Raw genomic sequence first — 23,806 nt, forward strand, 5'->3', positions numbered from 1 at the left:
CCGGCACGCACCTTCCTTCGGTCGCTGCCCATCCCGCAAAGGCCGACCACGTACCGAGGCTTAGCCTCGCAACTACCCCAGTCGCATCACCCCGCCGCCACGGTGAACAGTTCCTCGTCAATCCAGCCGCGGTCCCGCAGCTCTCGGCAAAACCGTTGGTACGAAGCCAACATCGCCGCTTTCTCACGAGGATCCGGCTCGACGAGCGACCCCGCCGGCATCCCCTCGCACACCGCGCTCAGCCCGCCCGGCGTGCACCCTGCCGCCGCAAGGAACGCCGCGCCGTAGCCCGTTTCTGCCTGCGGTGCCACTTGCAGTCCAAGCCCGCTCACGGTAGCTCGGATCTGAGTCCACAAAGGACTTTTGCTGCCGCCACCCGCCGCGAGGAGCGGTTCGAGGACCGGGACACCCAGTCGTCGCAGGTGATCCAGTGCTAGTCGTTCCAGGAAGGCAACTCCTTCCAGCTGAGCCCGGTGCAGTTCGGCCTCGTCGGTCGGAGTGCCTAGGACGAAGCCTTCCGCATCGCCGCGCGCGAAGGGGAAACGTTCTCCCTTGCGTCGCAATGGGAACGCCACCACCTTGGCTGGTCCGTGAGCCGCAGCGGCCGTATCCAGCTCGGCCAAGCGTGGACTGTCCGAAACGGACTCGCCGCCGGTGTTCGACGCGCCGCCTGGCAACCACCAGCCGTCTGGATGCCGGTGGCTGTACATGACTCCGGTGGGATCCGGCACCAATGATTCTGTGACGCCTTTCAGGACATAAGTGGTCCCAAGAATCCCTACGAACCGTCCCGGTTCGACCGCGCCTGCGGCCAGCTGTCCCGCGCATCCGTCCGTCATGCCTGCCACCACGAGGCATCCGGCGGGCAACCCGGCTGTTGGCGTCGAAATCTCGCCGAGCACGGTTGTCGGCGCGACCACCGGTGGCAGCATTCCGTCTGGCACGCCCAATCCGGCGAACACCTCGGACGGCCATTCCTCAGCCAGCGGGTCGTAGCCGCTTTTGAGCGCGTGCGACCAATCCGCCGCGACCGGATGTCCGGTCAGTTTTTCCGCGATCATTTCCGGCGTGTGCCGGACGGCCGCCGCCTCGGTGTGCTCGGCCAGCCACGCGATCCGGCCGAGGGCCGCGGTCGGCGAGACTCCCGAACCCAGTGCCCGCCACCGGTTGGCGCCTAGTTCTACGGCTTTCGCGTTGTAGTCCGCGCCGCGCCGGTCGTCGTACATCAACGCGGGCGTAACCGGTTCGCCCGCGGCATCGACGCCGACGATCGTTCCGGACGTCGCCGCGATCGCCACTGCCGAGACTTCCGCGCCGCGCTCGGGCAGCGCGGCAGTGACCTCGTTCAGCACCGAACAGACCGCGGGCCACCACGCCGACGGATCTTGTTCGCTGCGGCCTCCGCCCGCGCGCACCGGTGCCGGCAGCGACGCCGATGCGGTGGCGAGGACCGAGCCGCCGCGCACCGCGAAGGCACGAACCCCCGCGGTGGCGACGTCGATGCCGACCGAGACCTGCTCGTTCACGCCGTGCTGACCCTTTCTTCGACGTCCTGCAGGCTGCCGTCGCTAGCGAGCGCTTTTTCGGTTTCCTCAGGCAGTTTCAGGAATCGCACCAGCACCGCGGCTACCAGGTACAGCGCGGCGAAGATGATGACCACCCCAGCGGCACCGGCTGGTCCGAGGAACAACGACACGATCGCCGGACCTACGAACGCCGCGGCACCCGCGCCGAGGTTCAACAGCGCCATCGCGCCGCCCTTGTGTTCCGGGGCCAGCGAAGGCAGCAGCGCGGAGATCGGCACGAACCCGGCGAGCGTCGCGCCGTAGAGGGCACCGACGATCAGCGCGAGCCAGTAGTACTGCGCGCCCATCGCGACCGGCACGAAGTACAGCAGCAGGATCGAGATCGCGCAGCCGATCGCGCCGAACCAGAAAATCGTGGTGCGCCAGCCGATCCGGTCGCTCAGCACGCCGAAGATCAGGTTGAAGAAGATGTTCGTCCCGTAGATCACCGACACCAGCAGCAGCCAGCGGCTCTCCCCGAACCCGATCTGGGAGATGAAGATCGTCGGGAAGAACACCAGCATGCCGAATTCGGGCGCGGTGTTGATGACCCGCACGATCATGCCGACGCCGACCCGCGGTTTCTTCCACGCGATCGAGACACTGGAAACCAGGCTCTGCACCGGTTTCACGTCGGGCGGCGCGAGCCTGCGGTATCCCGTGCGCTGCCGGACGCCGAGCACCGCCACGAGTCCGCCGATGCCGAGCAGCACGACCGCCACCCACAGCGTGCCGTAGTGGCCGAACAGCGAGTTGGTGAAGCTCGCGACGAGCGCGCCGAGCGTGGGGAGGCCGCCGGTGAAGGCGAAGTAGAACCAGCCGACTGCCGCGCCGAGCCGCGCGACCGGAGCCACCGCGGTGATCCACACCAGGAAGCCGAACGCGAACATCGGATAGCCGAATCCGCGGATGCCGTAGCAGATCAGCATGGCCGCGTAGTTTCCGCTGGCGAGGCCGAGCGTCAGGAACAGCGCGTCGAACACCAGCCAGATGACCAGGCCGATGATCATCACCCGCCGCGGCCCCCACAGTTCGGACAGCGCGCCCGAAAGCCACGACGCCAGCATCACGGCGATGCCGTACACGGTGATCACGTACGACGCTTTGATTTCCGTGCCCGCGCCGTTGTCCGCCATGTACGGCGCGATGAAGCCGGACTCCACTCCGTCGCCGATCATGAACAGGAGCAGACCGACATACCCGAGGAACAGGGGCGCGGGCAGCCCCCATTTCGTGAGCAAGCGCCCGAAGCCCGACTTGGGCAACTCCGCTGTTGCCGACTCGTTCATACACGCCTCCATGACGTCGAGATCAAACGTATCATGGACTGTGTGAACTTCGCACGCAAGAGTGTTATGAAGTCGATCAGTTGTCGGGATGTTCGGCGACCTGAACCTCGACCCGGCTGCGCAGCTCGTCGACGTAGTGCGGATCGGCCTCCTCGTCCACGATCAGCAGGTCGTAGTCGTCCAGCGGGGCGAGCCGGTGCAGTGCCGTGCGCTTCATCTTGCTGTGGTCCATCAGCAGCACCTTGTGCCGCGCGGCGGCCAGCATGGCCCGCTTGATCATCACGATCTCGGGCTCCTGGTGGAAGCTCATCGACGTGCTCATCGCCGAGGTCGACACGAACGCGATGTCCACCGAGAGCCGCTCGATCGACTCGATGCTCTGCATGCCGAGGAACGAGTCGTGGGTGGGCGAGTAGTCGCCGCCGATGCAGATCAGCCGCAGCTCGTGCACGTTCTTGAGGACGTCGATCGCGGCGAGGTAGTTCGTGGCCACGGTCAGCGGGGTCACGTCGACCAGCAGCCGGGCCAGCGCGAGCGCGCTCGTGGAATCGTCGAGCAGCACCGACATGCCGGGCTCGACCTGCTCCACCGCGTGCATCGCGATCAGCCGTTTGGCGTCGACGTGCGCGTTCATCCGGTATTCGGCGTTGCTCTCGAACACCGTCGACGGCATCGCCGAGACCCCGCCTCGGTACTTGCGGACCAGGCCACGCCGGGACAGCTCGTCGATGTCCCGGTGCACCGTCATCATGCTGACGCCCAGCAGGTCGACGAGCTCGCCGATGGTCGCCGAACCCCGCTGGAACACGTGCTCGGTCAGCCGCTGCTGACGGTTCTCGCGGGGGTGCCCGGCAGGCTTTTCGCTCGACATGCCGTGATTATCGCGGTTCCACTGGGAGGTTGAAGCGCACCAGGGCAGTTCGGTCACCGCTCACCTCCAGTTCGGTGACGGCCGCGTTGTCCAGCCGGGGAAACACGCCGCGGTAGCGGGACAGCGGGATGCCGAGCAGCTGGCAAAGCGTGAGCCGCAGCAGCGTGTTGTGGGCGACGACCAGTGCGGTTCCGCTGGTCGCGGCGGCAATCGCCCGGATCGCGCGAGCGCCGCGCTCGGCCGCTTCGGTCGGATCGTCGGCGCCGGGGAACGCGCCGGCGATCGGGTCGGCGAGGAAGCGTTCGACCGCCTCGGGGTCGGTCCGGCGCACCTCGTCGCGGGTGCGGCCCTCGGCGATCCCGAAATAGGTTTCCCGCAGGTCGGGGAGGATTTCCGGGACCAGTCCAAGCGCCTCGGCCGCCGGTTCGATCGTGCGCCGGGCACGTCGTTGCGGCGAGCAGAACAGCCCGTCCGGTTTCACCCGGCGGGCGTACGCGGCCAGCGCGCCGGCCTGGCGGATTCCCTCCTCGGTCAGCGCTACCTCGCTGGTGCCCGCGTAGCGGTTCTCCGCGTGCCATTCGGTCTGCCCGTGCCTGGCCAGCAGCAGCCGTGCGCCCACTCGTGCCCTCCTTGTGTGTGAACACCCTTGCGAACTTCTCATCGTCGCTGTTAACTTAACATTGCTCGTGTGAAACGGGCTCGCTCTCTGAAGGGATCTGGTGGATGACGCTCGACGCGGTGGTGTTCGACCTCGACGGTGTCCTGGTGGAAAGTGAACACCTCTGGGAGGAGAACTGGGTCGCTTTCGCCGCTCGCCACCAGGTCGAGTGGACGGCGGAGGACACGGCCTCGGTACAAGGCATGAGCGCGCCCGAATGGGCCGGCTATCTCGCCCGCCGGTGCGGGGTGCCGGACCAGGCGGACGAGGTGGAACGCGCGGTGGTCGACGGCATGATCGCCTCGATCGACGCGGGAGAAGCGCCGCTGCTGCCCGGCGCGGGTGCGATGGTGCGCGAGGTCAGCGAGCGGGTCCCGGTCGCGCTCGCGTCGTCGGCCGCCCGCCGGGTGATCGACGCGGTGCTGGAGAAACACCAGCTCACCGGCGAGTTCACCGCGACGGTGTCTAGCGCCGAGGTCGCGCGGGGCAAGCCGAACCCGGACGTGTACCTGGAGGCGGCGGCCCGGCTCGGCAAAGCGGGCAGCGAGTGCCTCGGGGTCGAGGACTCCAGCAACGGCATCCGGGCGGCGGCCGCGGCCGGGCTCACCGTGATCGCGCTGCCCAACCCGACGTACCCGCCGAAGCCGGACGCGCTGGAGCTGGCCAGCGCGGTGGCGGCGAGCAATGACGACGTCCGACTGAAGCTCCTGGCTTATCTGGCCGGCGAGCCGGTGGCTGCGAAGGACTGAACCATGACCACCTTGGGTTCCCCGGACACGTTCAAGCGGCAGTGGCTGGACGGGTTCGTCACCGCGTACGGCCGCACGGTACAGAAGGTGCCGGATGCCTACGGCGTCGTTCGCCGCGAGGCTCCGGCGAGCCCGAAGGTCGCGGTCGTGATCGGCGGCGGTTGCGGGCACTACCCCGCGTTCGCCGGTCTCGTCGGCCCTGGCCTTGCAGACGGCGCGGTGGTCGGAGACGTGTTCACGAGCCCGAGCGCCGAGCAGGTCTACCGCACGGCGCGGGCGGCGGACAACGGCGCCGGCGTCCTCTTCGGTTTCGGCAATTACCAAGGCGACGTGCTCCACTTCGGACTCGCCGCCCGCAGGCTGGCGGCGGAGGGCATTCCGAGCCGCACCATCCTGGTCACCGACGACATCGCGAGCGGCCCGGCGACCGAACCGGAGCGTCGGCGCGGCGTGGCGGGCGACTTCCTGGTCTTCAAGATCGCGGGCGCGGCGGCCGAGCGCGGTTACAGCCTTGAGGCAGTGCACGAGGTCGCGGCGAAAGCGAACGCTCGCACGCGGACGTTCGGCGTCGCGTTCGGCGGCTGCACGCTGCCCGGTGCGGACGCGCCTCTGTTCACCGTCGCGGACCGGGAAATGGAGCTGGGTCTCGGCATTCACGGTGAACCAGGCGTGCGCACGGTGGGCCGGTTGTCCGCGGCGGAGCTGGCGGACGAGCTGGTCGACGGCCTCCTGCCGGAGCTGCCCGAGGGCGACGGCCGGGTGGTCGTGCTGGTGAACGGGCTCGGCCGCACCAAATACGAGGAAATGTTCGTCACCTACACCCGCGTGCACGAACGGCTCGCCCAAGCCGGGATCAGCCCCGTGCACTCCGAGGTCGGGGAGTTCGTCACGTCGCTCGACATGGCCGGGGTTTCGCTGTCGATCCTGGTGCTGGACGACGAATTGGCCGAGTTGTACGCCGCGCCGTGCGACACCCCGGGCTATCGCACCAGCGGTGCCGAGCTGACCACGGTCGAGCTTGAGTCCACAGTGGACGAATTGCTGACCGAGGAGGCTCCGGGGACCAGCGTTGTCGACCGGGTCCTCACCGCGGCTCTGCGCAGCATCGAGGAGAACGAAGCCGAGCTGGGCAGGCTCGACGCGGTGGCCGCGGACGGGGACCACGGGCTCGGCATGACTCGCGGAATGCGCGCCGCCGTCGCCGCCGCTCGGCGCGAGCCGGACACGGTTTCCGGTGCGCTGCTGGCCGCCGGCACCGCGTTCGCCGATGCGGCTGGCGGTGCCTCGGGCGCGTTGTACGGCGTGCTGCTGGCGGAAACCGGAGCCGGTCTGAGCGGCGTGGCCGCCGCGGACGTCACCACGGTGATGCTCGCTGACGCGGTCGACGGTGCGGTTCGGGCGTTCTGCGAGCTGGGCAAGGCCGAACCGGGCGACAAGACGATGCTCGACGCGATCGAGCCGTTCCGGGCCACGCTGCGAGAGCAGGCGGGCTCGGAAGTAGTGCAGGCATGGCGGAAGGCCGCTGGAGCCGCGGTTGTGGCCGCGCAGGAGACCGCGCACTTGCGTCCGGCGAAGGGACGCGCTGCGCGGCTCGCGCAACGGAGCGAGGGGCATTCGGACCCGGGTGCGGTGTCGTTCTCGCTGCTGGTCACGGCTGTCGGCGAGGAGCTGGAAAGGAGCGCTGACTGATGCGCATCGTGGTGGCGGCGGACAACGCCGGGGTCGAACTGAAGAATCAGCTGCGCGACCTGCTGCGGGCCGACGAACGGGTCACCGAGGTGACCGACCTCGGCGTGCTGGACGCGGCGGACGACCGGGCGTACCCGTTGCTGGGGCTGGCCGCGGCGGAAGCGATCGCCCGCGGCGAGGCAGACCGCGGCGTCCTCGTCTGCGGCACCGGCATCGGCATGGCGATTTCGGCGAACAAGGTTCCCGGCGTGCGGGCGACGGTCGCGCACGATTCGTACTCCGCCGAGCGGTCGATCAAATCGAACGACTGCCAGGTGATCACCTTCGGAGCCCGCGCGATCGGTCCTGAGGTGGCGAAGAAGATCGTGGCCGAATGGGTCGGATACCGCTTCGATCCGGCGTCGGCCAGCGCGACCAAGGTCGCGCACATCACCGAGTACGAGAACGCCCACTGACCAAGGCGTCCGCCGTGGCGCACAATCGGCACAGAGCGAGTGAGGGAGCAGAGTTGCACATTCTCGCTGCGGGAGACCACTTCGTCAGCCCCGGCCTGCTGGCCGGAGCCGTCCGCGCGGAACTCGGCGGCGACCACGAGGTCGCCGAGCTGACGCTGCCGTGGCCGGTCGAGCCGTTCGGGCCGGTCGGCAACGTGCTGGAGGCCAGCGGTACCGAAGACCAGGTGATCGAGGCACTCGCCGGTGCCGCGGCCGTCGTCACGCAGATGGCTCCGTTCACCAAGAAGGTCTTCGCCGCCGCGCCGGCGCTCAAGCTCGTGTCGGTGTGCCGGGGCGGGCCGGTGAACGTCGACCTCGCTGCCGCCACTGAGGCGGGTGTCGCCGTCACCTACGCGCCGGGACGCAACGCGGGTGCGGCGGCCGAGTTCGCCGTCGGCATGATCCTCGCCGCGATGCGGCGGATCTCGACGTCCTCGGCCGAACTGCTCGCCGGCACCTGGCGCGGCGACTACTACGCCTACGACCAGGCCGGGCTCGAGCTGGGCGGCACCACCGTCGGCCTCGTCGGGTACGGCGCGATCGGGTCCCGGGTCACCAAGGTGCTCGTCGCGTTCGGGGCGAACGTCCTGGTGGCTGACCCCTACGCCGACCGCGCCGCGGTCGAGGCCGATGGCGCACAGCTTGTCGAGCTGGACGAGTTGCTCCGGCAGAGTCGCGTCGTGAGCCTGCACGCACGGCTCACCGAGGAAACCCGGCACCTCATCAACGCGAGCAAACTCGACCTGCTGCCGGAGGGCGCGGTCCTCGTGAACACCGCCCGCGGCGGCCTGCTCGACTACGCGCCGCTGCCCGAGGCTCTGCGTTCCGGTCGGCTCGGCGCGCTCGCGCTGGACGTCTACGACGTCGAGCCGCCGCCTGCGGACTGGGCGCTGCGCGACGCGCCCAACGTGATCGCGACCCCGCACCTCGCCGGCGCGAGCAGGCAGACCGCCGAGCGGGCGGCCGCGATCGTCGCCGCGGAGGTCGGCCGGTACGCGCGCGGCGAGCAGCTCGCCAACCTCGCGAATCCCGAGGTGCTGGAGCGACGGCCGTGATAGTCGGGGTCGACATCGGGACGTCGCTCACCAAGGCCGTGGTGTTCGACGAGGACGGCAGCTCCATCGCGAGCGCGTGCACGCCGTCCGAGGTGCGCCACCTTCCGGGCGGCCGGGTCGAGCAGGACCTCGACCAGGTCGTCGGCACGGTCGCGACGGTGGTGCGCGAGGTCGCGGCCGCGCTGCCCGAGCCGGCGTCCGCGTTGGCGTTGACCGGACAGGGCGACGGCCTGTGGCTCCGCGACGAGACGGGTGCCGCGGTGCACCCGGCCATCTCGTGGCTCGACGGCCGGGCGAACACGGTGCTCGCGAAATGGCAGGCCGACGGCGTGACCGCGGAAGTCTTCCGCCGCACCGGTTCCGGCATGTTCCCCGGCTGCACCGCGGCCATCATGTCCTATTTGGACACTCATGATCCCGAGGTGCTCGACCGTGCCGCCGTGGCCGGATACTGCGTGGACGCGGTGTTGCAGCGGCTCACCGGAGAGATCACGGTCGACGTTTCGGATGCGTCGCTGCCGTTCTTGAACCCGGCCACCCGCAGCTACGACGACGGGGCGATCGAGGCCTGCGGTCTGGGACATCGTCGTTCGTTGTTCGCGAAACCCGCCCCGGCGAAGTCGGTGTTCCGGCTCGACCGGCGCGGTGCCGAATTGCTCGGGCTGCCAGTAGGACTGCCAGTCACCGCAGGGCCTTTCGACCTCCCAGCCAGCGCAATCGGTGCTGGCGTACGGAAACCGGGCGACGGCATCCTCACCGCCGGGACCACGCTCGCTTGCCAGGTGCTCACCGCAGATCCCGCTTTCGACCCTGAAGCGGAACCGGCGGGCATGTTCCTGTGCACGCCCGACGAGCACGAATACCTGCACGCGATGCCAGCGATGGTCGGTACGGCAGGCATCGATTGGGCCTGCGAGCTGCTGGGCATCAGCGTCGAGGAAATCGACCCGCTGCTGGCGAGCAGCAGTCCCGGCGCTCGCGGGGTGCGCGCCCTGCCGTTCCTCTCGGTATCCGGCGAACGCGCGCCATTCGTCGACGCCGGAGCTCGCGCGCAATTCTCTGGGCTGAGCCTGGAAACCGGCCGGGCCGACCTGGTGCGGGCGCTCTGCGAGTCGATCGCTTACGCCGCACGGCATTGCTTTGAAGCCGCCGGCCTGTCGGGACAGCTCTACGCCTGCGGCGGAGGAGTGCGCTCGCCCGAATGGCTGCGGATTTTCGCCGATGTGCTCGGCCGTCCGGTCGTGATCCCGAGCGATCCCGGCGTCGGCGCCCGCGGTGCCGTGCTCACCGCCGCGGACGCGCTGGGAAGGCCGTACGATCGGGATCGCTGGGCCGCGAACTCGCGAACGGTCGAGGCCCGGCCCGAAAATGTGGCTGATTACGAGCGCGGTTACGCCGACTACCAGGCTTCCCTGTCTGCCGCGCGCGGACTGTGGAGGCTGTGAATGATCCTGGAGAACGAGCGTGCCGCCGTGTGCGAGTACGCCCGCCGCCTGACCGCGGACGGCTTGGTCGTCGGCACGTCAGGCAACGTGTCGGCGCGAGCTGGCGACCTGGTCGCGGTAACCCCGACCGGTGTTGACTACGCCGCCCTCACGCCCGCCGACATCCCCGTGGTGGACCTCGACGGCAACCCCGCGGACGGCACCCTGAAGCCGACGAGCGAACTTCCGATGCACCTGGCGGTGTACACCCGGGCCGTCGATCCGGAGTCCGCCCCGGTGAACGCGGTGGTGCACACGCATTCGGTGCACGCCACCGCAGTGTCCACTTTGGTTACCGAAGTCCCGCCGATCCACTACATGCTCGCGGCAATCGGACCCACGGCTCGCGTGGCTCCGTACTCGACCTACGGCACCACCGAGCTTGCCGATGCCATGCTGGCGGCCTTGGCCGATCGCCGAGGCTGCCTCCTGGCGAACCACGGCACGATCACTTACGGCGACTCGTTGTCGAGTGCGTATAGCCGTGCCCAGCAATTGGAATGGGTCTGCCAGGTGTGGCTGCTGGCCCGCTCAGCCGGTAGCCCGGGTTTGTTGCCGCCAGCGGAAATCGAGCATGTGGTGGAGAAACTGAAGGGATACGGCCAACGCTGATTGATCAGTGCGAGGGCGGCGGCCCGCCCTGGTCGCCTTGGCCCGGCGGATACCCTGGCTGGGGCGGATACCCGGGCTGGGGCGGATACCCAGGCTGGGGCGGGTACCCGGGCTGGGGCGGATAGTCAGGTTGTGGTGCAGCTGGTGCCGCCGGGTAGCCGTTCTGCGGCAAGGGATTCCCCGGCCCGGGCGGCGGCATCGGATACCCGGTCTGAGCAGGAGCCCAGGGCTGCGGTGAAGATCCGGGTTGCGCAGGAAACCCAGGCTGCACAGGAAACCCAGGCTGTGCGGGAATCCCGGGCTGACCCGGATACGTAACGCCCGGCTGAGGCGTGTACCCAGCTTGCGGGACCTGCCCGGCGTATCCCTGCGGCGGGTACGGCGCTGCTGTCCAAGCCGCCGGACCGTAGCCCGTTCCGGCGGGTTGCGCGCCCGGAAGAAGCTTGGCGACCGGAGGCAGCAGCAGCGCGATCGCCGTCAGCCCGGCGACGACAGCTGCAATGCCCGTCTGAAGTTCCACGACGGCAAGCACGTGCCGCGAGAGCAAACGCGACAGCGAAACAATGGCCACCACCGCTTGCACAACCGCGGGAACGACGAGAAAACGCGCCGGGCGCAGACCTCGCGTCGCGAGCAATGCCGCTCCAGGCAACACCGCGATACTCAGCACAGCCAACAGCGGATGCACATAACTGCCGCTGTCCCAACCATGGTTGATCATGGTCGCGGCTTCGGCCCACAGCACGACTATCTCACTGAGTCCGAGCACTCCGGCGAGCACCAGAGCGAGGTTCCGCGCCTGTTTGGTTGGTCCGGGCATGCCGGGATAACCCATACTTCCCCCTCCGTCGTCCTCTTACGGTAGCGGCACGAGCGCCCCCATGCCTGCCCGTGCGAACTGCGTAGCCAACCGTTGCGGTAACGGATTCGGGTACAAAATGATCGACGCGAACGGCGACGGCGTGTAACCGGCCCCGCCGTTGCTCTGCAGGTGCACGCTGACGTGCACGTTGCGGTCAGCGGGAACCTCGAACGACACCGCGCCCCAGGAAACGACGTACTGCCGACCGTCGATCCCCGCGAACGGGATGTAGGCGCCGGCGTGGAAAATATGCGTGGAAATATCGATCGTGAGCAACCGGCGCGGCCCGTCATGCGGGTCGACGTACGGGATCACGTTCGGAGTGGAAGCCAAATCTGGCGGCTCGGTCGGGTCGGTCATCGTTCCGGGCCTTCCGGTAGGCAACGGACGAATCTTACCCTCGGCGCAGGGATCCGGGAGCGTCAGTGCCAGCCCGAAGTCCCCGACTTCGCTGAACTTCGGGGCTTTCGCAGGGAGTTCCGGAATAACCCAGTGCGCACTGCGCCCGGCGGCTTGCGCGGCATTTCCCCTTGAGGCCGAAAGCATGTCTGCCACCAGTGTCCCGCAGTGCGGCGAGATCAGAACTGGTAGTACAGGAACGGGCTGAAAGTTCCCGTAGCCACCAGGATCGCCGCGTAGATCAGGCCGACCGTCATGACGCCGATCCGCAGCGCCGTCGCGCCGCGGCTTCGGGAGGATTCCAGCAGCGGGCCGGTCACCGGGTGCGCCGGGAGGATGAACACGATCAGTGCCAGTAGCAGGATCACCAGTCGCTGGTTCGTCAGCGCGCTTTCCACGACGTCGCCGAGGCCGCCGAAGTCGGGGATCAGCATGTGGCCGATCATCGACAGCGCGTGGCCGAGGTCGGCCGAGCGGAAGAAGACCCAGCCGAACACCACGAGGATCAGCGTCAGCACCCGGCGGGCGATGCGGGCGACCGGGCTGGCCGGGGAGTCGCCGAGGTTGAAGCGGCGTTCGATGACCAAAAGCGCGCCGTGGTAGCAGCCCCAGATCAGGAACGTCCATTGCGCGCCGTGCCAGAAACCGGTCAGCACGAAGACGATCGACAGGTTCCGGTACGTTTTTCCGGCGCCGGAACGGTTCCCGCCCAGCGGGATGTAGACGTAGTCGCGGAACCAGCGCGACAGCGACATGTGCCAGCGGCGCCAGAACTCCGTGATCGTCACCGACGAGTACGGGCGGGCGAAGTTCTCCGGCAGCCGGAAACCGAGCATGCGGCCTAGGCCGATCGCCATGTCCGAGTAGCCGGAGAAGTCGAAGAACAACTGCAGGGTGTAGCCGATCGCGCCGAGCCAGGCCGTCGTGAACGTCATCTGGTTCGCCGGGGTCGAGAAGCAGGCTTCGACCATCGGGCTGAGCGAGTCGGCGATGATCGACTTCTTGCACAGGCCCAGCGCGAACCTCGGGAAGCCCGCGGCGATGTCGTCCAGCCGGTGCGAACGCCGCTGCGGAAGCTGGTCGGCGATCTCCCGGTACCGCACGATGGGACCCGCCACGAGCTGCGGGAACATCGCGATGTACGCGGCGAACGACACCGGGTTGCGCAGCGCGTGCCGTTCGCCGCGGTAGATGTCCACCACGTACGAGATGTGGTGGAAGGTGTAGAAGGAAATGCCGATCGGCACCACGATGTTCGCGACGCCCAGGTCGCCGCCGAACCAGTGCGCGACGGCCGCGATCTGCTGCGTCGCGAAACCGGCGTACTTCCAGATGACGAGCACGAGCACGTCGAGGGTGATGACGCCGATCAGGATCCGCTTCCGGCGCTTGCCGCGGACGTCCCACGGGCTGGGCTCCAGCGCCGGTCCGGCCAGGAAGTTCACCGCCATGCAGAGCAGCAGCAGGAACAGGTACGGGCCGGCGCCGATCGTGTAGAACAGCAGGCTCGCGACCGCGACGATGCCGTTGCGCCAGCTGCGCGGGCACGCCAGGACCGCGATCAGCACCGCGGGCATGAAGTACCACAAGAACAGCGGCGAAACGAACGACATCGGTGACGGACCCCCTCGGTTCCGGAGGAGACCTTAGCCCGAGCGGGTGGCCCTGCGGGGCGATGCCCGACGGATCACAGCACGAATCACGGAGGGTGACGGATTTGGGAGGATTCCGCCGCTCGCGGTGGGGAAGGGCGGGGGGACACGAGCGTTCTGCGGAGGCGACGACGGCAAGGCTCGTCGGGGAGTTGCCCGCAGCGGAGATCCGAAACAGGGGCTCTCGCGAACCAATTCCAGCCCGGGCTCAGTCGGTGATCCGGCCCAACCACTCGCCCATCAAAGCCTTCTCCGCCGCACTCAACCCCGACACCTGCGGCAACACCGCCCGCAACGCCGTCGCCGCCGCGGCGGGTCCAGGAGTGCGGGACACCGGCCGATCCGTGCTGATCGCCGCGATCACCGCTTCTCGAGCCGCGACCGAGACCGCCAGGTCGCGGGAATCCGGCGGAGCACCGATCAGGCTCAACGTCGTCCCAGACCCGGCGGCATGGATCAAAGCAGCGGCGAGCGGCTCGGGCACTCGGAGCCGTCCGGCCGAGGCGATGCGGCTGACTCTCGCGCCGAGGATCTCCAGCGACTTCTCCAAAGCCGGAGAGGGGCCGGGACGGGTAGTCATCAGCAGGTACAACGCAGGATTGGCCAGGCCGAACTCCAGGTGCTGGTCCCAGCCCCGCCGCAAGTCCTCCAGTGGGTCCTCGGCGGGGGGCTGGGCCGTTTTCGCTTCCAGGTAGTCGGCGTAGCCCTGGACGGTGATGGCGTCCAGCAGGCCGTCCTTGTCGCCGAACAGCCGATAAATCGTCGGCGGCTGGACGCCTGCCGCGGAGCTCACCGCGCGGGTCGACACCGCGTCCGGGCCGCCGGTGGACAGCAGGTCCAGGGCGGCGGCGATGATGCGGGCGCGGGCGTCGTCGGGCATGTTATCGACGATAACAGGCCGGTGATTCCAGTGAGATCAGACGCGTCCGGCGATCCGGCGGCGGCGGGCCACCTCGGCCAGCAGCACGCCGGCGGCGACCGAGGCGTTCAGCGATTCCACACCGGCGGCCATCGGGATCGACACCGTCGCGTCACAGGTCTCGCGCACCAGCCGGGAGAGGCCGCGGCCCTCCGAGCCGAGCACGATGACCAGCGGGTCCGCAGCCAGGTCGAGCGCGTCGATGTCGACCGTGCCGTCAGCGTCGAGGCCGACGATCATCAGGCCCTTCGAAGCCCACGCGCGCAGCTGGCGGGTGAGGTTCGTGGCGACAGCGATCGGCAGCTTCGCCGCGGTACCGGCGCTGGTACGCCACGCGACCGCGGTCATTCCGGCGCTGCGACGCTCCGGCAGCAGCACGCCCTGCGCACCGAACGCCGCCGCGGACCGGATCACCGCGCCGAGGTTGCGCGGGTCGGTGACGCCGTCGAGCGCGACGAACAGCGGGGTGTTGCCCGAGTCGCGCGCGGCCTGCATCAGGTCGTCCGGGTGCGCGTACTCGAACGGCGGCACCTGCAGGCCGAGGCCCTGGTGCATCGCGCGGTTGGTCTTGCGGTCCAGCTCCTCGCGCGGGATCTCCAGGATCGAGATGCCCTTGTCGCCCGCGAGCCGGACGGCCTCGTTGACCCGGTCGTCGATGTCGATGTTGAGCGCGACGTACAGCGCCGTGCCCGGCACGTCCGCGCGCAGTGCCTCGACGACCGGGTTGCGGCCGGCGATCAGCTCCGGCCGGTCGGCCTTCTTCTGCCGGGCCTGGTCACGCTTGGTGGCGGCGTTGGCAGCGCGGTACGCCTTGTGCCCGGGCCGGTCCTCGGCCTTCGGGGTCGGGCCCTTGCCCTCGAGCGCCTTGCGCCGCTGCCCGCCCGAACCGACGACGGCGCCCTTCTTGGTGCCGGTCTTGCGGATGGCACCTTTGCGCTGTGAGTTGCCTGCCATGAATCCTCAATCTCTGCTGCCGCGAAGGAAGTCAGGAGTTCCTGACTGTCCATTGCGGACCGTTCGGGGTGTCTTCCACCGCGATCCCGGCCGCCACGAGACGGTCGCGGGCGGCGTCCGCGCGGGCGAAGTCCTTCGCCGCACGGGCCTCCTGGCGTTCGGCCAGAAGGGCTTCCACGAGCGTGCCCAGCGCGTCGCGGACGGGAGTGTCCGAGCCGCCGTCCGCCCAGTCCGGCGACAGCGGGTCGATGCCGAGCACGCCGGTCATCCCGCGGACCGTGCCGGCCAATTCGAGTGCCTTCGTGGTGTCGCCGCCGTCGAGGGCGGCGTTACCGTCGCGGACCGTGTTGTGCACCACGGCGAACGCGGCCGGCGTCGCCAGGTCGTCGTCCATCGCCGCGGCGAATTCCGAAGAGACCGGGCCGACGTCCACCGTGCCGGCCGACTCCGCCCGGCGCAGGAACGCCTCGATCCGCCGGTAGCCCTGCGCGGCTTCGGAAACCGCGCCCTCGGAGTACTCCACCGTGGACCGGTAGTGCGGCTGCACCAGGTAGTAGCGCAGTTCGGGCGCACGGTAGCGCTCCAGCATCGCCGGGATCGCGACCGTGTTGCCCAGCGACTTCGACATCTTCTCGCCGGACATGGTCACCCACGCGTTGTGCAGCCAGTACCGGGCGAACCCGTCGCCGGCCGCGTTCGACTGCGCGCGCTCGTTCTCGTGGTGCGGGAACACCAGGTCGACGCCGCCGCCGTGGATGTCGAACTCGGCGCCGAGGTAGTTGGTCGCCATCGCCGAGCACTCCAGGTGCCAGCCAGGCCGCCCGTCGCCCCACGGCGTCGGCCACGACGGCTCGCCCGGCTTCGCGCTCTTCCACAGCGTGAAGTCGCGCGAATCACGCTTCCCGCGGGTGGGCGTCTCGCCCTGCTGAACCTCGTCGAGCTGCTGTCCGGAGAGCGTGCCGTACTCCGGGAACGACTTCACCGAGAAGTACACGTCGCCGTCGACGGCGTACGCGTGCCCGGCTTCGATCAGCCGCTCCATCAGCTGGACCATCTGCGTGACGTGCCCGGTCGCGCGCGGCGTGGCCGACGGCGGAAGGCAGCCGAGATCCTCGTACGCCTTCTCGAACGCCCGCTCGTGCGTCGCCGCCCATTCCCACCAGGGCCGTCCGGCGTCGGCGGCCTTGGTGAGGATCTTGTCGTCGATGTCGGTGACGTTGCGGACCAGCAGCACGTCCAGTCCACTGTGGAGCAGCCAGCGGCGGAGCACGTCGTAATTCAGCATGCCGCGGACGTGCCCGATATGCGGTACTCCCTGCACGGTGGCCCCGCACACGTAGATCGACGCCGTTCCGCTGCGGACGGGAGAGAACTCCCGGGGGGCACGGGTCGCGGTGTCGTACAGGTGCAAAGCCACGAGGTAAAGGGTACCGGCAGCACTGTGGGAGACGTCGCAGGACGTCAGAGCACGCCGTGCTCCCGCAACACGCCCAGCAGCGCGTCCGGCCGCTGCGCGGTGGGCAGCGGGTCGACCAGGGCGAACCGGCAGCCCAGCGCCCGGGCGCCGCCGTCGGCCTCCTCGCTGTCTCCGACCATCAGCGTCTCCTCGGCGCGGACGCCCAGCCGCTCGATCGCCGCCTGGAAGATCTCCGGCTCCGGTTTCACGGCCCCGACCTCGAAGGACAGGGTGAACTCGGAGACGTGGGCGTCCCAGCCGCGCTGGCCGAACGCCGGCCGGATGTCGAACGCGATGTTGCTCAGCACGCCCGCCTTGCGCCCGCTGCTCGCGACTGCCTTCAGCGCGGCTTCGGTGTCCGGGTACGGCGTCCACTGGTCGGGCGCGATGAGCTGCGCGTACAGCGCCTCGGCCTGGTCGCGCCGGGGCACGCCGGACAGCCGCAGGACCTCCAGGTACACCTTCCGGTGCAGCTCCGGGTCGCGGTCGCGGTTGTGCCAGGCGTGCAGGTGCTCCTCGTCCAGTTCGACGGACTGCTCGACCGGCGCGGTCATCCGCCGCATCAGCTCGGTCTGGGCTTCGACGTCGAGCGCCGAACCGTCGTCGTCGCGTACGTCGTCGAGCCAGCCGTCCTGCTGCTCAAGCCGGAAAAGAGTGCCGGAGAAATCGAACAACACCGCGTTGATGGCCACGCGCCAACCCTATCGGGCGTTCCGGGTGCGCTGCCGCCCGTTTGTGGCCCCCAGCTCATCCGGTCGGGACGTACAGCTCCACGAACTCCGGCGTCGCGTCGAGCCGGACCTTCAGGATCGGCACCGCCTTGTTCACCGGGTCGCCGCGGTCGTCGAACGAGATCATCCCGCTCGCTCCCGGTACCGCGGACTGTCCGTGCAGCCGGTTCCTGGCCTGCAGCACGTCCTGCGCGGTGACCTGCTCCGGAGACACCCGCGGGATCCCCCGGATGGCCCAGACCACGGTCAGCACCGCGTCGTGCGCCAGGATCGCGATGCCGTCGTCCAGCCGCTCCCGGGGGAAGACCGCCGTGAAGCAGCCGTCGCACCCTGGTTCTTCGAAGCTCGCGACGGCCGCCTTGTTGAACGACTCCGGGTGGTCGCGCCAGGCCTGCGGGTGCGCGAGCCCGGGCGCGAGGACCGTGACGTTCGCCTGGAGACCGCGGCGCATTTCCGGACCGGGCGGGCCGACCTGCGCGAGGTCGCCGGTCAGCACGGTCAGGTGCTTCTCGAGGCACGGCCGCTGGGCGAGCTGCGCGACGAACGACTTCAGGTGGTCCTCGCGGCCGGCGAAGTAGACGACGTCCGGGTTGTCGCCGCAGATGTTGGGCATCATCTGCAAGAACGTGTTCTCGATCCCGGGCAGGCTGGAGTCGTAGGACTCGGTGCGCCCGACGATCCGGTGCGTGGCGTCGGCGAACGTCTTGGTGAACGCCGTGGCCAGCGTCTTCGGGTACAGGTCGTCGGGGTTCTGGTCCTGCACGACGGTGGCGGTGTGCGCGGTCGGCTTCACGTAGCCGGCCATCGAACTGCCGTAGGTCGAACTGGTCGGGGACACCCGCAGGAACCCGGGGATCTGCGAGAACTCGTCGGCGGCCAGATGCGACGCGACGACCGGGACGCGGTGGTCGGACAGCTTCTGGATGGCGCTGCGCGCGGTGTCGAGGCTCAGCCCGATCCCGGTCACGCCCACGATCCGGTCCGCCCCGGTGCGGCCGATCAGGTCGTCGACCACCGGCTCCCACTGTTTGAGCTGGCTGCCGGGGTTCGCGAGCAGCAGCCGGATGAGCGGCACGCTGCCCCACGACTGCGTTTTGTTGGCCCGGTGCTGCGCGACATACGCCCCTTCGAGCTGATGCCGCACCCATTCGCGGGAGAGAATGTCGTGGTCGGTGAGCGTCATCGGCAGGAGCACCGCGATGGTCACGTACGGTTTGCCGGAGCCGACGGTTTCGGTATTTTCCTGATGAATTCTGTTTTCCACATCCGCGAGGTCGGGGGAGAACACGAATTCGCCGTCAGTGGTGCCGATGCATTCGGAATTCTCACCGCGCTCCTCGACGCCGGTGCCGCAGGTGCGATTCGCCTCGCTGATCGCCGGGACCACGACGAACGCCGCGACGACGATGACCACGACCAGCAGCACCGCGCCGCCGCCCCACAGCCACTTCGCCCACGTCGGCCGCGGCGGCTTGATCCGTTGCGTCATCGGTAGCGCTCCGCTCGCTCGTGCAGCAGCATCGATCCTCGTCCCCGGCCTTGGGCCAGATGGTGGAATCCGCTCTCGATCGTGGCGTTGAGGGTGCCGCCCGGGTCACCGAGCGGATCGCGCGCCAGCCACAGCGAAACGACCAGCCACGCCACGGTGGTCTCCAGTTCGCCTTCCCACTCCCCGACGTGCTGCTGCACCTGGGTGTACGGATCCGCGTTCTCCACCAGGCGGTTGGGCGCGGCGGTGATCGTGTCCAGTTCGGCGAGCCACGCTTCCGCGGTCGGCACGTCGAACTCGGCGTGCGCCGCGGCGAGCGGCTTGCACAGGTGCGTGACCACCGCCTCGACGTTTTCGAGCGCCAGATCGTGGTAGCGGGCGGCGGCGACCCGGCCGTTCTTCTCGTAGAAATCGCGGCAGCGCGTGTGCACCTTCTCCCAGTTCAACGGGTGATCGTCGGCGCGCGTGGCCAGCTTCCGCAGCAGCAACCGGCGCAGCCACGGGTGCAGGACGTAGCGCGACGGATCGTCCGGATCCGCCCGCAGCCACAGCTGGTCGGCGAGCTGCTTGAACAGCGGTCCCTCGCCCATCGGATTGCGCAGATCGAGAATTTCCTTGTGGAACAGCATTTCCACGTCGACCGCGGCGCTCGCGGTGACGAGTTCCTGGCGGCTCGCGGTCGAAAAGTCCTGCAGCAGGTAGTCGCACATCTCAGCGAGCAAAGTGGAATCGCTGCCGTCTTCCGCGGTTACCTTGGTGTACAAGGCTTCCCGCAACGTGTTCGGGTTGGCCGGCTCGTAGCGCGCGGCGACAGTGTGCAGCACCTCCCGCACCGCGCCGGGATGTCCGTCGGTGAGCCGGGACAGGAACCGCGGCAGCCGCGACGTCGGATGCACGTCGTGCGCGGCGGCGACATCGACGACGTCGCCGCTGGAAAGCGTGCCGAGTTCCAGCAGATACCACGGCGACCAGCGGTTGTCCGGCTGGCCGGGGATCCAATCGGTCTCCACGTGCGCGGGCAGCCGCGGCACCGGCCATTCCAGACCGCTCGTCCGATGCTCGGGGTTCCGGCGGATTTCCCGGTCGCTGCCGGGATGCGCGGTGACCATCGACCAGCTTTCGCCCCAGTCCGGATTCCACGTCCGGCTCGTCGCGATCACCACGAGCGGGTCCGCCTCGTCGGGTGTGTGCCTGCGCGATTCGGCGAGCGCGCGCAGGAAGTCCTGTCCGCCCTTCGTGTGCGCGTTGTCCAGCAATACCAGGCAATTCATCGTCCGGCGGGTGCCGGAGAGGCCGGAGTACGCACGGCGCAGGTCGGCGAGGAACGCGTCGCAGATGATCGCGTCGACCGCCGCCCGGTCGTCCTCGTCGCCGTGCGCGTGCTTGGCGATCTCGATCAGGAAGTCCTGGTGGTTGCCGTGCCCGGTCGGCATGGCCTTGACCTTGCCCATCAGCCGCCGCCGGTCATACCAGCTGAGCCCGCGCAGCAGCAGTTCGGTCGCCTCGTTCCAGCCGGGCAGGCTGTTGCCTGAGGTGACGCCGCCGACGAGCTTGACGACGTCCACGATCGCGTCGCGATTGCGTTCCAGCGGCTGGTTTTTCCCGATCAGGTCCCGGAGCTTGCGCAGCGCGGCCCTGCGGTCGCCGAGTTCCACCGGCGCGCTGAGCACGAGCATGCATAGCCACAGCCGGGGAAACGCGATACGGCCGAATTGCCGCCATTGCCTCCCCAGATCAAACGCCAAGTGGCCCAGCAGTTCTCGGGGTTGAATCTGCTCCCAGTCGCGCCGCTCGAAATCGACGAGCGCGTGCGGGATGTCCTCGCATCGGGTGCGCAATTCCTCCAGCAGCGCCGACTTCCCGGAGCCGCGCACGCCTAGCGCCACCGCGATCGGCAGTGGTCTGCTCTGTCCTCCCGGACGGCTCAGCAGTTCTTCGACCAGCCTCCCGGTGATCGAACGTACTCCGGACAACCGATGCGCATCGACGGGCATCGTCCCCCTTTGGCCCGGGCGGCCCCGCTCCCTGCCGCCGCAAACGTCGCGAAATAACTATAATGAGCCGCGGGTACGAGCGCAGAAGTTAGCGGAGATCTTTGCCCGATCGACGAAGATCGTTTTACCGGGCCGTGTTGTTCTCGCTGGTCAAGTATCGGGGAAAATGGAATATCACGATTTCCCGCGCGAGCGCATTTCGCTCAGCCGCGCACCAGCAGCGCGGTCGCGACCGCCGCGATGCCCTCGCCGCGGCCGGTGAGGCCGAGCCCGTCCGACGTCGTTCCCGAGACGCTCACCGGTCCGCCGATCGCGTCGCTCAGCACCTGCTGCGCCTCGTCGCGCCGTTTCCCGATCCGCGGGTGGTTCCCGATGACCTGGACGGTCGCGTTGGCTACCTGCCAGCCCTCCGCCCGCAGCAACGCACGCACCTCGACGAGCATGTCGGTGCCGTGCGCGCCGTCCATGCGTGGATCGCCGGTGCCGAATACCGCCCCGAGGTCGCCGAGACCGGCGGCGGACAGCAGGGCGTCGCACAGGGCGTGTGCCGCGACGTCGCCGTCCGAGTGGCCCGCACAGCCGTCGACGCCGGGCCACCGCAAGCCGGCCATCCAGCATTCCCGGCCCGGCTCGACCGGATGGACGTCGACGCCGTTGCCTACCCGCAGATCGGTCACAGGGGATCCTCTCGGTCCCCGCCCGCGACGAGCGCCTCGGCGAGGGTCAGTTCGAAGGCGCTCGCGACGCGCATCGCGTCCGGGTCGCCGGGGACGGTGGCGGCGCCCGCGGTGTCGGCGAGGCCGGGGTCGGCGGAATCGGCGAGTGCGGAGCGGAATGCGGAAAGGGAAAAACCAACCGGGGTTTGCGCGCTGCGGAGACCGTCGCGATCCACCGTGGCGGTGACAATTCCGTTGTCGTCAGTGGTTTTCACCGTGTCGGACATCGGCAGCACCGGCACCGCGACGGGAGCGCCGTCCCGGACCGCGGCCAGCACGTGGCGGACCGTCCGTTGTGGAGTGAACGCCCGCAGCGCGTCGTGCACCAGCACGACGGCGTTGGGGGAAAGAATGGGCTCGACGGCGGCGAATGCCTGCCGGAGCGAATCGCCGGGAACGACCCGGCAATCGAGGCCGCGCACAGCCTTGGAAAACGACTTCGCACACCGCTCGGGGGCTGCGGCGACCACCAGATCGATCTCCGGTGTGCCGAGCAGCCCCCGCACGGTGTGCGTGAGTAGTGCTGCACCACCGACCGCCGTGAGCGCGAGCTCGGGATCAGCCGGACGGTGCGCGACAGTCACGAACGCGACACTGAGCACCTGTGGGTTCATCAGGTCGTGATCGTAGGGAACCGGTTGCCTCGGCGGCGAACCGGAGGACCCGGGGTCAGACCGTCGCGGTCTCTAGAACCTCGTCGAGGAGCGTTTCCGCCTTGCCCTCGTCGGTGCCCTCCGCGAGCGCGAGCTCGCTGACCAGGATTTGCCGTGCCTTCGCCAGCATGCGTTTCTCGCCGGCTGAAAGTCCGCGGTCCTTTTCTCGCCGCCAGAGGTCGCGCACCACTTCGGCCACCTTGTTCACATCGCCCGAGGCGAGCTTCTCCAGGTTGGCCTTGTACCGACGAGACCAGTTCGTGGGCTCTTCGGTGTGCGGAGCACGCAGAACATCGAAGACCTTGTCCAGTCCTTCTTGCCCGACGACATCGCGTACGCCGACGATCTCGGCGTTGTCAGCGGGCACGCGAACCGTAAGATCCCCTTGCGCGACTTTGAGGACGAGGTACTTCTTTTCCTCGCCCTTGATCACGCGGGTCTCGATGGCTTCGATGAGTGCGGCACCGTGGTGCGGGTAGACGACGGTCTCTCCGACCTTGAAAACCATGTGTCCTCTGCCCCTTTCGCTGACTCCATCCTATCACGGCTGTTCGGCGGCCACCTAGCGACCCGGGATCGTCGTCGCAGGTCAGCGGCCTGGGCAGGGCTTGACAAACCGGTTTTCGCCGTGCTCATGCAGGTGAGCCGACAGCGCCCCGACCGGCACCGTGGGATCCTTTGTGGACGGTCGATCGGCCGGGAACGCACACCGGTTCCGCGCGCGGAGAACCGCCCGGCTAGTCTTCGGGAAGGACGAGGCCGTGAAAGGGAAGGACTCTGACGTGAGGCTGCAGAATCGCCGCGTGCTCGGCGCAGGCGTGTCGGCGCTCGGCGCCGCACTCGTGCTCGCCGGTTGCGGAGCCGGTCAGATCACCCAGACCGACACCCAGCAGCCCGCCGTCAACGGGACCTACGCCCAGGTGAAGACGATCGTGCTGCGCAACGTCGCGGTGCAGTACCCGGCGCAGGGCCCCGGCTACGCGGCGGGTTCGCCCGCCCCGCTCACGCTCACCGTGATCAACCAGGGCCAGAAGGACGACAAGCTCGTCTCGGTGACCTCCGAGGGCGCGACCGGGCCCGCGCAGATCTCCGGCGACTCGGCGATCGTCGCCGGCCACTCGCTCGTGATCGGCCCGGCCGACGCGGTCGAGCAGGGCGCCCCGGCGCAGCCGGAATCGGCGAACAGCACGCCGGCCTCCGAGACCAACTCGGCCGCCAACGGCGCGCCCAGCTCGGCCCCGGGCTCCGCCTCGAACAGCGCGTCGAACTCCGCCCCCAACTCGGCGTCGAACGCGCCGCAGGCGGGCGAGAACGGCGGCGCGGCGAGCCAGCTCGGCACCGGCAAGGTCGTGCTGCAGGGCCTGAAGCAGCCGCTGTGGCCGGGCGCGACGATCAAGGTCACCTTCACCTTCCAGAACGCCGGCCCGATCGTGGTCGAGCTGCCGGTCGCCGCGCCGGCGCACCCGCGCTCCTGATCGCCGCCGCGTTTCTGTCGGTGCTCGCCGATAGCCTCGC

23 protein-coding genes are annotated in these 23,806 nt (G+C 68.9%); 7 read left to right on the forward strand and 16 right to left on the reverse strand.

Annotated elements, in window-relative coordinates:
• Nucleotides 1-86: 86 nt before the first annotated feature.
• The 4 genes from ABZX37_RS15185 to ABZX37_RS15200 form a co-directional block, all read right to left on the reverse strand.
• Nucleotides 87-1,526: an FGGY family carbohydrate kinase gene (locus ABZX37_RS15185; RefSeq protein WP_354739781.1), complete on the reverse strand. Its 1,440-nt coding sequence runs from the start codon at nt 1,524-1,526 to the stop codon at nt 87-89.
• Nucleotides 1,523-2,854 (reverse strand): MFS transporter, encoded by a 1,332-nt coding sequence (locus tag ABZX37_RS15190; RefSeq protein WP_354739783.1) that lies wholly within the window; start codon nt 2,852-2,854, stop codon nt 1,523-1,525. Before ABZX37_RS15190 ends, ABZX37_RS15185 begins: the two co-directional genes overlap by 4 nt.
• A gap of 76 nt (nt 2,855-2,930) precedes the next feature.
• A complete protein-coding gene (locus ABZX37_RS15195) occupies nt 2,931-3,725 on the reverse strand; it encodes a DeoR/GlpR family DNA-binding transcription regulator (RefSeq protein ID WP_354739785.1) in 795 nt (264 codons plus the stop codon).
• A 7-nt stretch (nt 3,726-3,732) separates the two neighbouring features.
• A complete protein-coding gene (locus tag ABZX37_RS15200; RefSeq protein WP_354739787.1) occupies nt 3,733-4,344 on the reverse strand; it encodes a histidine phosphatase family protein in 612 nt (203 codons plus the stop codon).
• A 104-nt stretch (nt 4,345-4,448) separates the two neighbouring features.
• On the opposite strand from ABZX37_RS15200, the gene ABZX37_RS15205 reads away from it, so the two are divergent.
• From ABZX37_RS15205 to ABZX37_RS15230, 6 genes are read left to right on the forward strand one after another with little or no spacing between them, the layout of a single operon-like run.
• A complete protein-coding gene (locus ABZX37_RS15205; protein ID WP_354739789.1) occupies nt 4,449-5,132 on the forward strand; it encodes an HAD family phosphatase in 684 nt (227 codons plus the stop codon).
• 3 nt (nt 5,133-5,135) lie between these two features.
• On the forward strand, nt 5,136-6,821 hold the full coding sequence (locus ABZX37_RS15210; RefSeq protein ID WP_354739791.1) for a dihydroxyacetone kinase family protein: 1,686 nt from the start codon (nt 5,136-5,138) through the stop codon (nt 6,819-6,821).
• Entirely contained in the window at nt 6,821-7,276 is a 456-nt protein-coding gene (locus ABZX37_RS15215; RefSeq protein ID WP_354739793.1) for a ribose-5-phosphate isomerase, read from the forward strand. Before ABZX37_RS15210 ends, ABZX37_RS15215 begins: the two co-directional genes overlap by 1 nt.
• A 53-nt stretch (nt 7,277-7,329) precedes the next feature.
• Nucleotides 7,330-8,370 (forward strand): 2-hydroxyacid dehydrogenase, encoded by a 1,041-nt coding sequence (locus ABZX37_RS15220; protein WP_354739795.1) that lies wholly within the window; start codon nt 7,330-7,332, stop codon nt 8,368-8,370.
• The gene (locus ABZX37_RS15225) at nt 8,367-9,815 is read left to right on the forward strand and encodes an FGGY-family carbohydrate kinase (protein WP_354739797.1); all 1,449 of its coding nucleotides are present in this window, start codon (nt 8,367-8,369) and stop codon (nt 9,813-9,815) included. Before ABZX37_RS15220 ends, ABZX37_RS15225 begins: the two co-directional genes overlap by 4 nt.
• Nucleotides 9,816-10,466, forward strand: coding sequence for a class II aldolase/adducin family protein (locus tag ABZX37_RS15230; RefSeq protein ID WP_354739799.1), 651 nt, complete (start codon nt 9,816-9,818; stop codon nt 10,464-10,466).
• Nucleotides 10,467-10,470: 4 nt separating this feature from the next.
• On the opposite strand, the gene ABZX37_RS15235 is transcribed toward ABZX37_RS15230, so the two are convergent.
• The 12 genes from ABZX37_RS15235 to ABZX37_RS15290 all read right to left on the reverse strand — a co-directional run bounded on the left by ABZX37_RS15235 (nt 10,471) and on the right by ABZX37_RS15290 (nt 22,799).
• On the reverse strand, nt 10,471-11,286 hold the full coding sequence (locus ABZX37_RS15235) for a hypothetical protein (RefSeq protein WP_354739801.1): 816 nt from the start codon (nt 11,284-11,286) through the stop codon (nt 10,471-10,473).
• 36 nt (nt 11,287-11,322) lie between these two features.
• Complete coding sequence (locus tag ABZX37_RS15240) at nt 11,323-11,688, reverse strand: hypothetical protein (RefSeq protein WP_354739803.1); 366 nt, start codon at nt 11,686-11,688, stop codon at nt 11,323-11,325.
• Between the two features lie 218 nt (nt 11,689-11,906).
• Complete coding sequence (locus ABZX37_RS15245; RefSeq protein ID WP_354739805.1) at nt 11,907-13,340, reverse strand: MBOAT family protein; 1,434 nt, start codon at nt 13,338-13,340, stop codon at nt 11,907-11,909.
• Between the two features lie 247 nt (nt 13,341-13,587).
• Nucleotides 13,588-14,259, reverse strand: a complete 672-nt coding sequence (locus ABZX37_RS15250; RefSeq protein WP_354739807.1) for a TetR/AcrR family transcriptional regulator — start codon at nt 14,257-14,259, stop codon at nt 13,588-13,590.
• Between the two features lie 36 nt (nt 14,260-14,295).
• Nucleotides 14,296-15,252 carry a 23S rRNA (guanosine(2251)-2'-O)-methyltransferase RlmB gene (rlmB, locus tag ABZX37_RS15255; RefSeq protein WP_354739809.1) on the reverse strand — a complete coding sequence of 319 codons (957 nt, stop codon included), beginning with the start codon at nt 15,250-15,252 and terminating at the stop codon, nt 14,296-14,298.
• Nucleotides 15,253-15,283: 31 nt separating this feature from the next.
• Complete coding sequence (cysS, locus tag ABZX37_RS15260; RefSeq protein ID WP_354739811.1) at nt 15,284-16,669, reverse strand: cysteine--tRNA ligase; 1,386 nt, start codon at nt 16,667-16,669, stop codon at nt 15,284-15,286.
• A 44-nt stretch (nt 16,670-16,713) separates the two neighbouring features.
• Nucleotides 16,714-17,400 (reverse strand): HAD family hydrolase, encoded by a 687-nt coding sequence (locus ABZX37_RS15265; protein ID WP_354739813.1) that lies wholly within the window; start codon nt 17,398-17,400, stop codon nt 16,714-16,716.
• Between the two features lie 55 nt (nt 17,401-17,455).
• Nucleotides 17,456-18,928, reverse strand: coding sequence for a hypothetical protein (locus ABZX37_RS15270; protein ID WP_354739815.1), 1,473 nt, complete (start codon nt 18,926-18,928; stop codon nt 17,456-17,458).
• Nucleotides 18,925-20,922 carry a hypothetical protein gene (locus ABZX37_RS15275; protein WP_354739817.1) on the reverse strand — a complete coding sequence of 666 codons (1,998 nt, stop codon included), beginning with the start codon at nt 20,920-20,922 and terminating at the stop codon, nt 18,925-18,927. Before ABZX37_RS15275 ends, ABZX37_RS15270 begins: the two co-directional genes overlap by 4 nt.
• A 203-nt stretch (nt 20,923-21,125) precedes the next feature.
• Complete coding sequence (gene ispF, locus ABZX37_RS15280; protein WP_354740056.1) at nt 21,126-21,590, reverse strand: 2-C-methyl-D-erythritol 2,4-cyclodiphosphate synthase; 465 nt, start codon at nt 21,588-21,590, stop codon at nt 21,126-21,128.
• A gap of 5 nt (nt 21,591-21,595) precedes the next feature.
• Complete coding sequence (locus ABZX37_RS15285) at nt 21,596-22,240, reverse strand: 2-C-methyl-D-erythritol 4-phosphate cytidylyltransferase (protein ID WP_354740058.1); 645 nt, start codon at nt 22,238-22,240, stop codon at nt 21,596-21,598.
• Nucleotides 22,241-22,307: 67 nt separating this feature from the next.
• Complete coding sequence (locus tag ABZX37_RS15290) at nt 22,308-22,799, reverse strand: CarD family transcriptional regulator (protein ID WP_009084200.1); 492 nt, start codon at nt 22,797-22,799, stop codon at nt 22,308-22,310.
• A 274-nt stretch (nt 22,800-23,073) separates the two neighbouring features.
• Here ABZX37_RS15290 and ABZX37_RS15295 point away from each other — a divergent pair, with 274 nt between their 5' ends.
• Nucleotides 23,074-23,766, forward strand: a complete 693-nt coding sequence (locus tag ABZX37_RS15295) for a hypothetical protein (RefSeq protein WP_354739818.1) — start codon at nt 23,074-23,076, stop codon at nt 23,764-23,766.
• The last annotated feature ends 40 nt before the right edge of the window (nt 23,767-23,806 follow it).

Source organism: Amycolatopsis sp. NPDC004079 (genome assembly GCF_040610415.1).
GTDB lineage: Bacteria > Actinomycetota > Actinomycetes > Mycobacteriales > Pseudonocardiaceae > Amycolatopsis > Amycolatopsis halotolerans.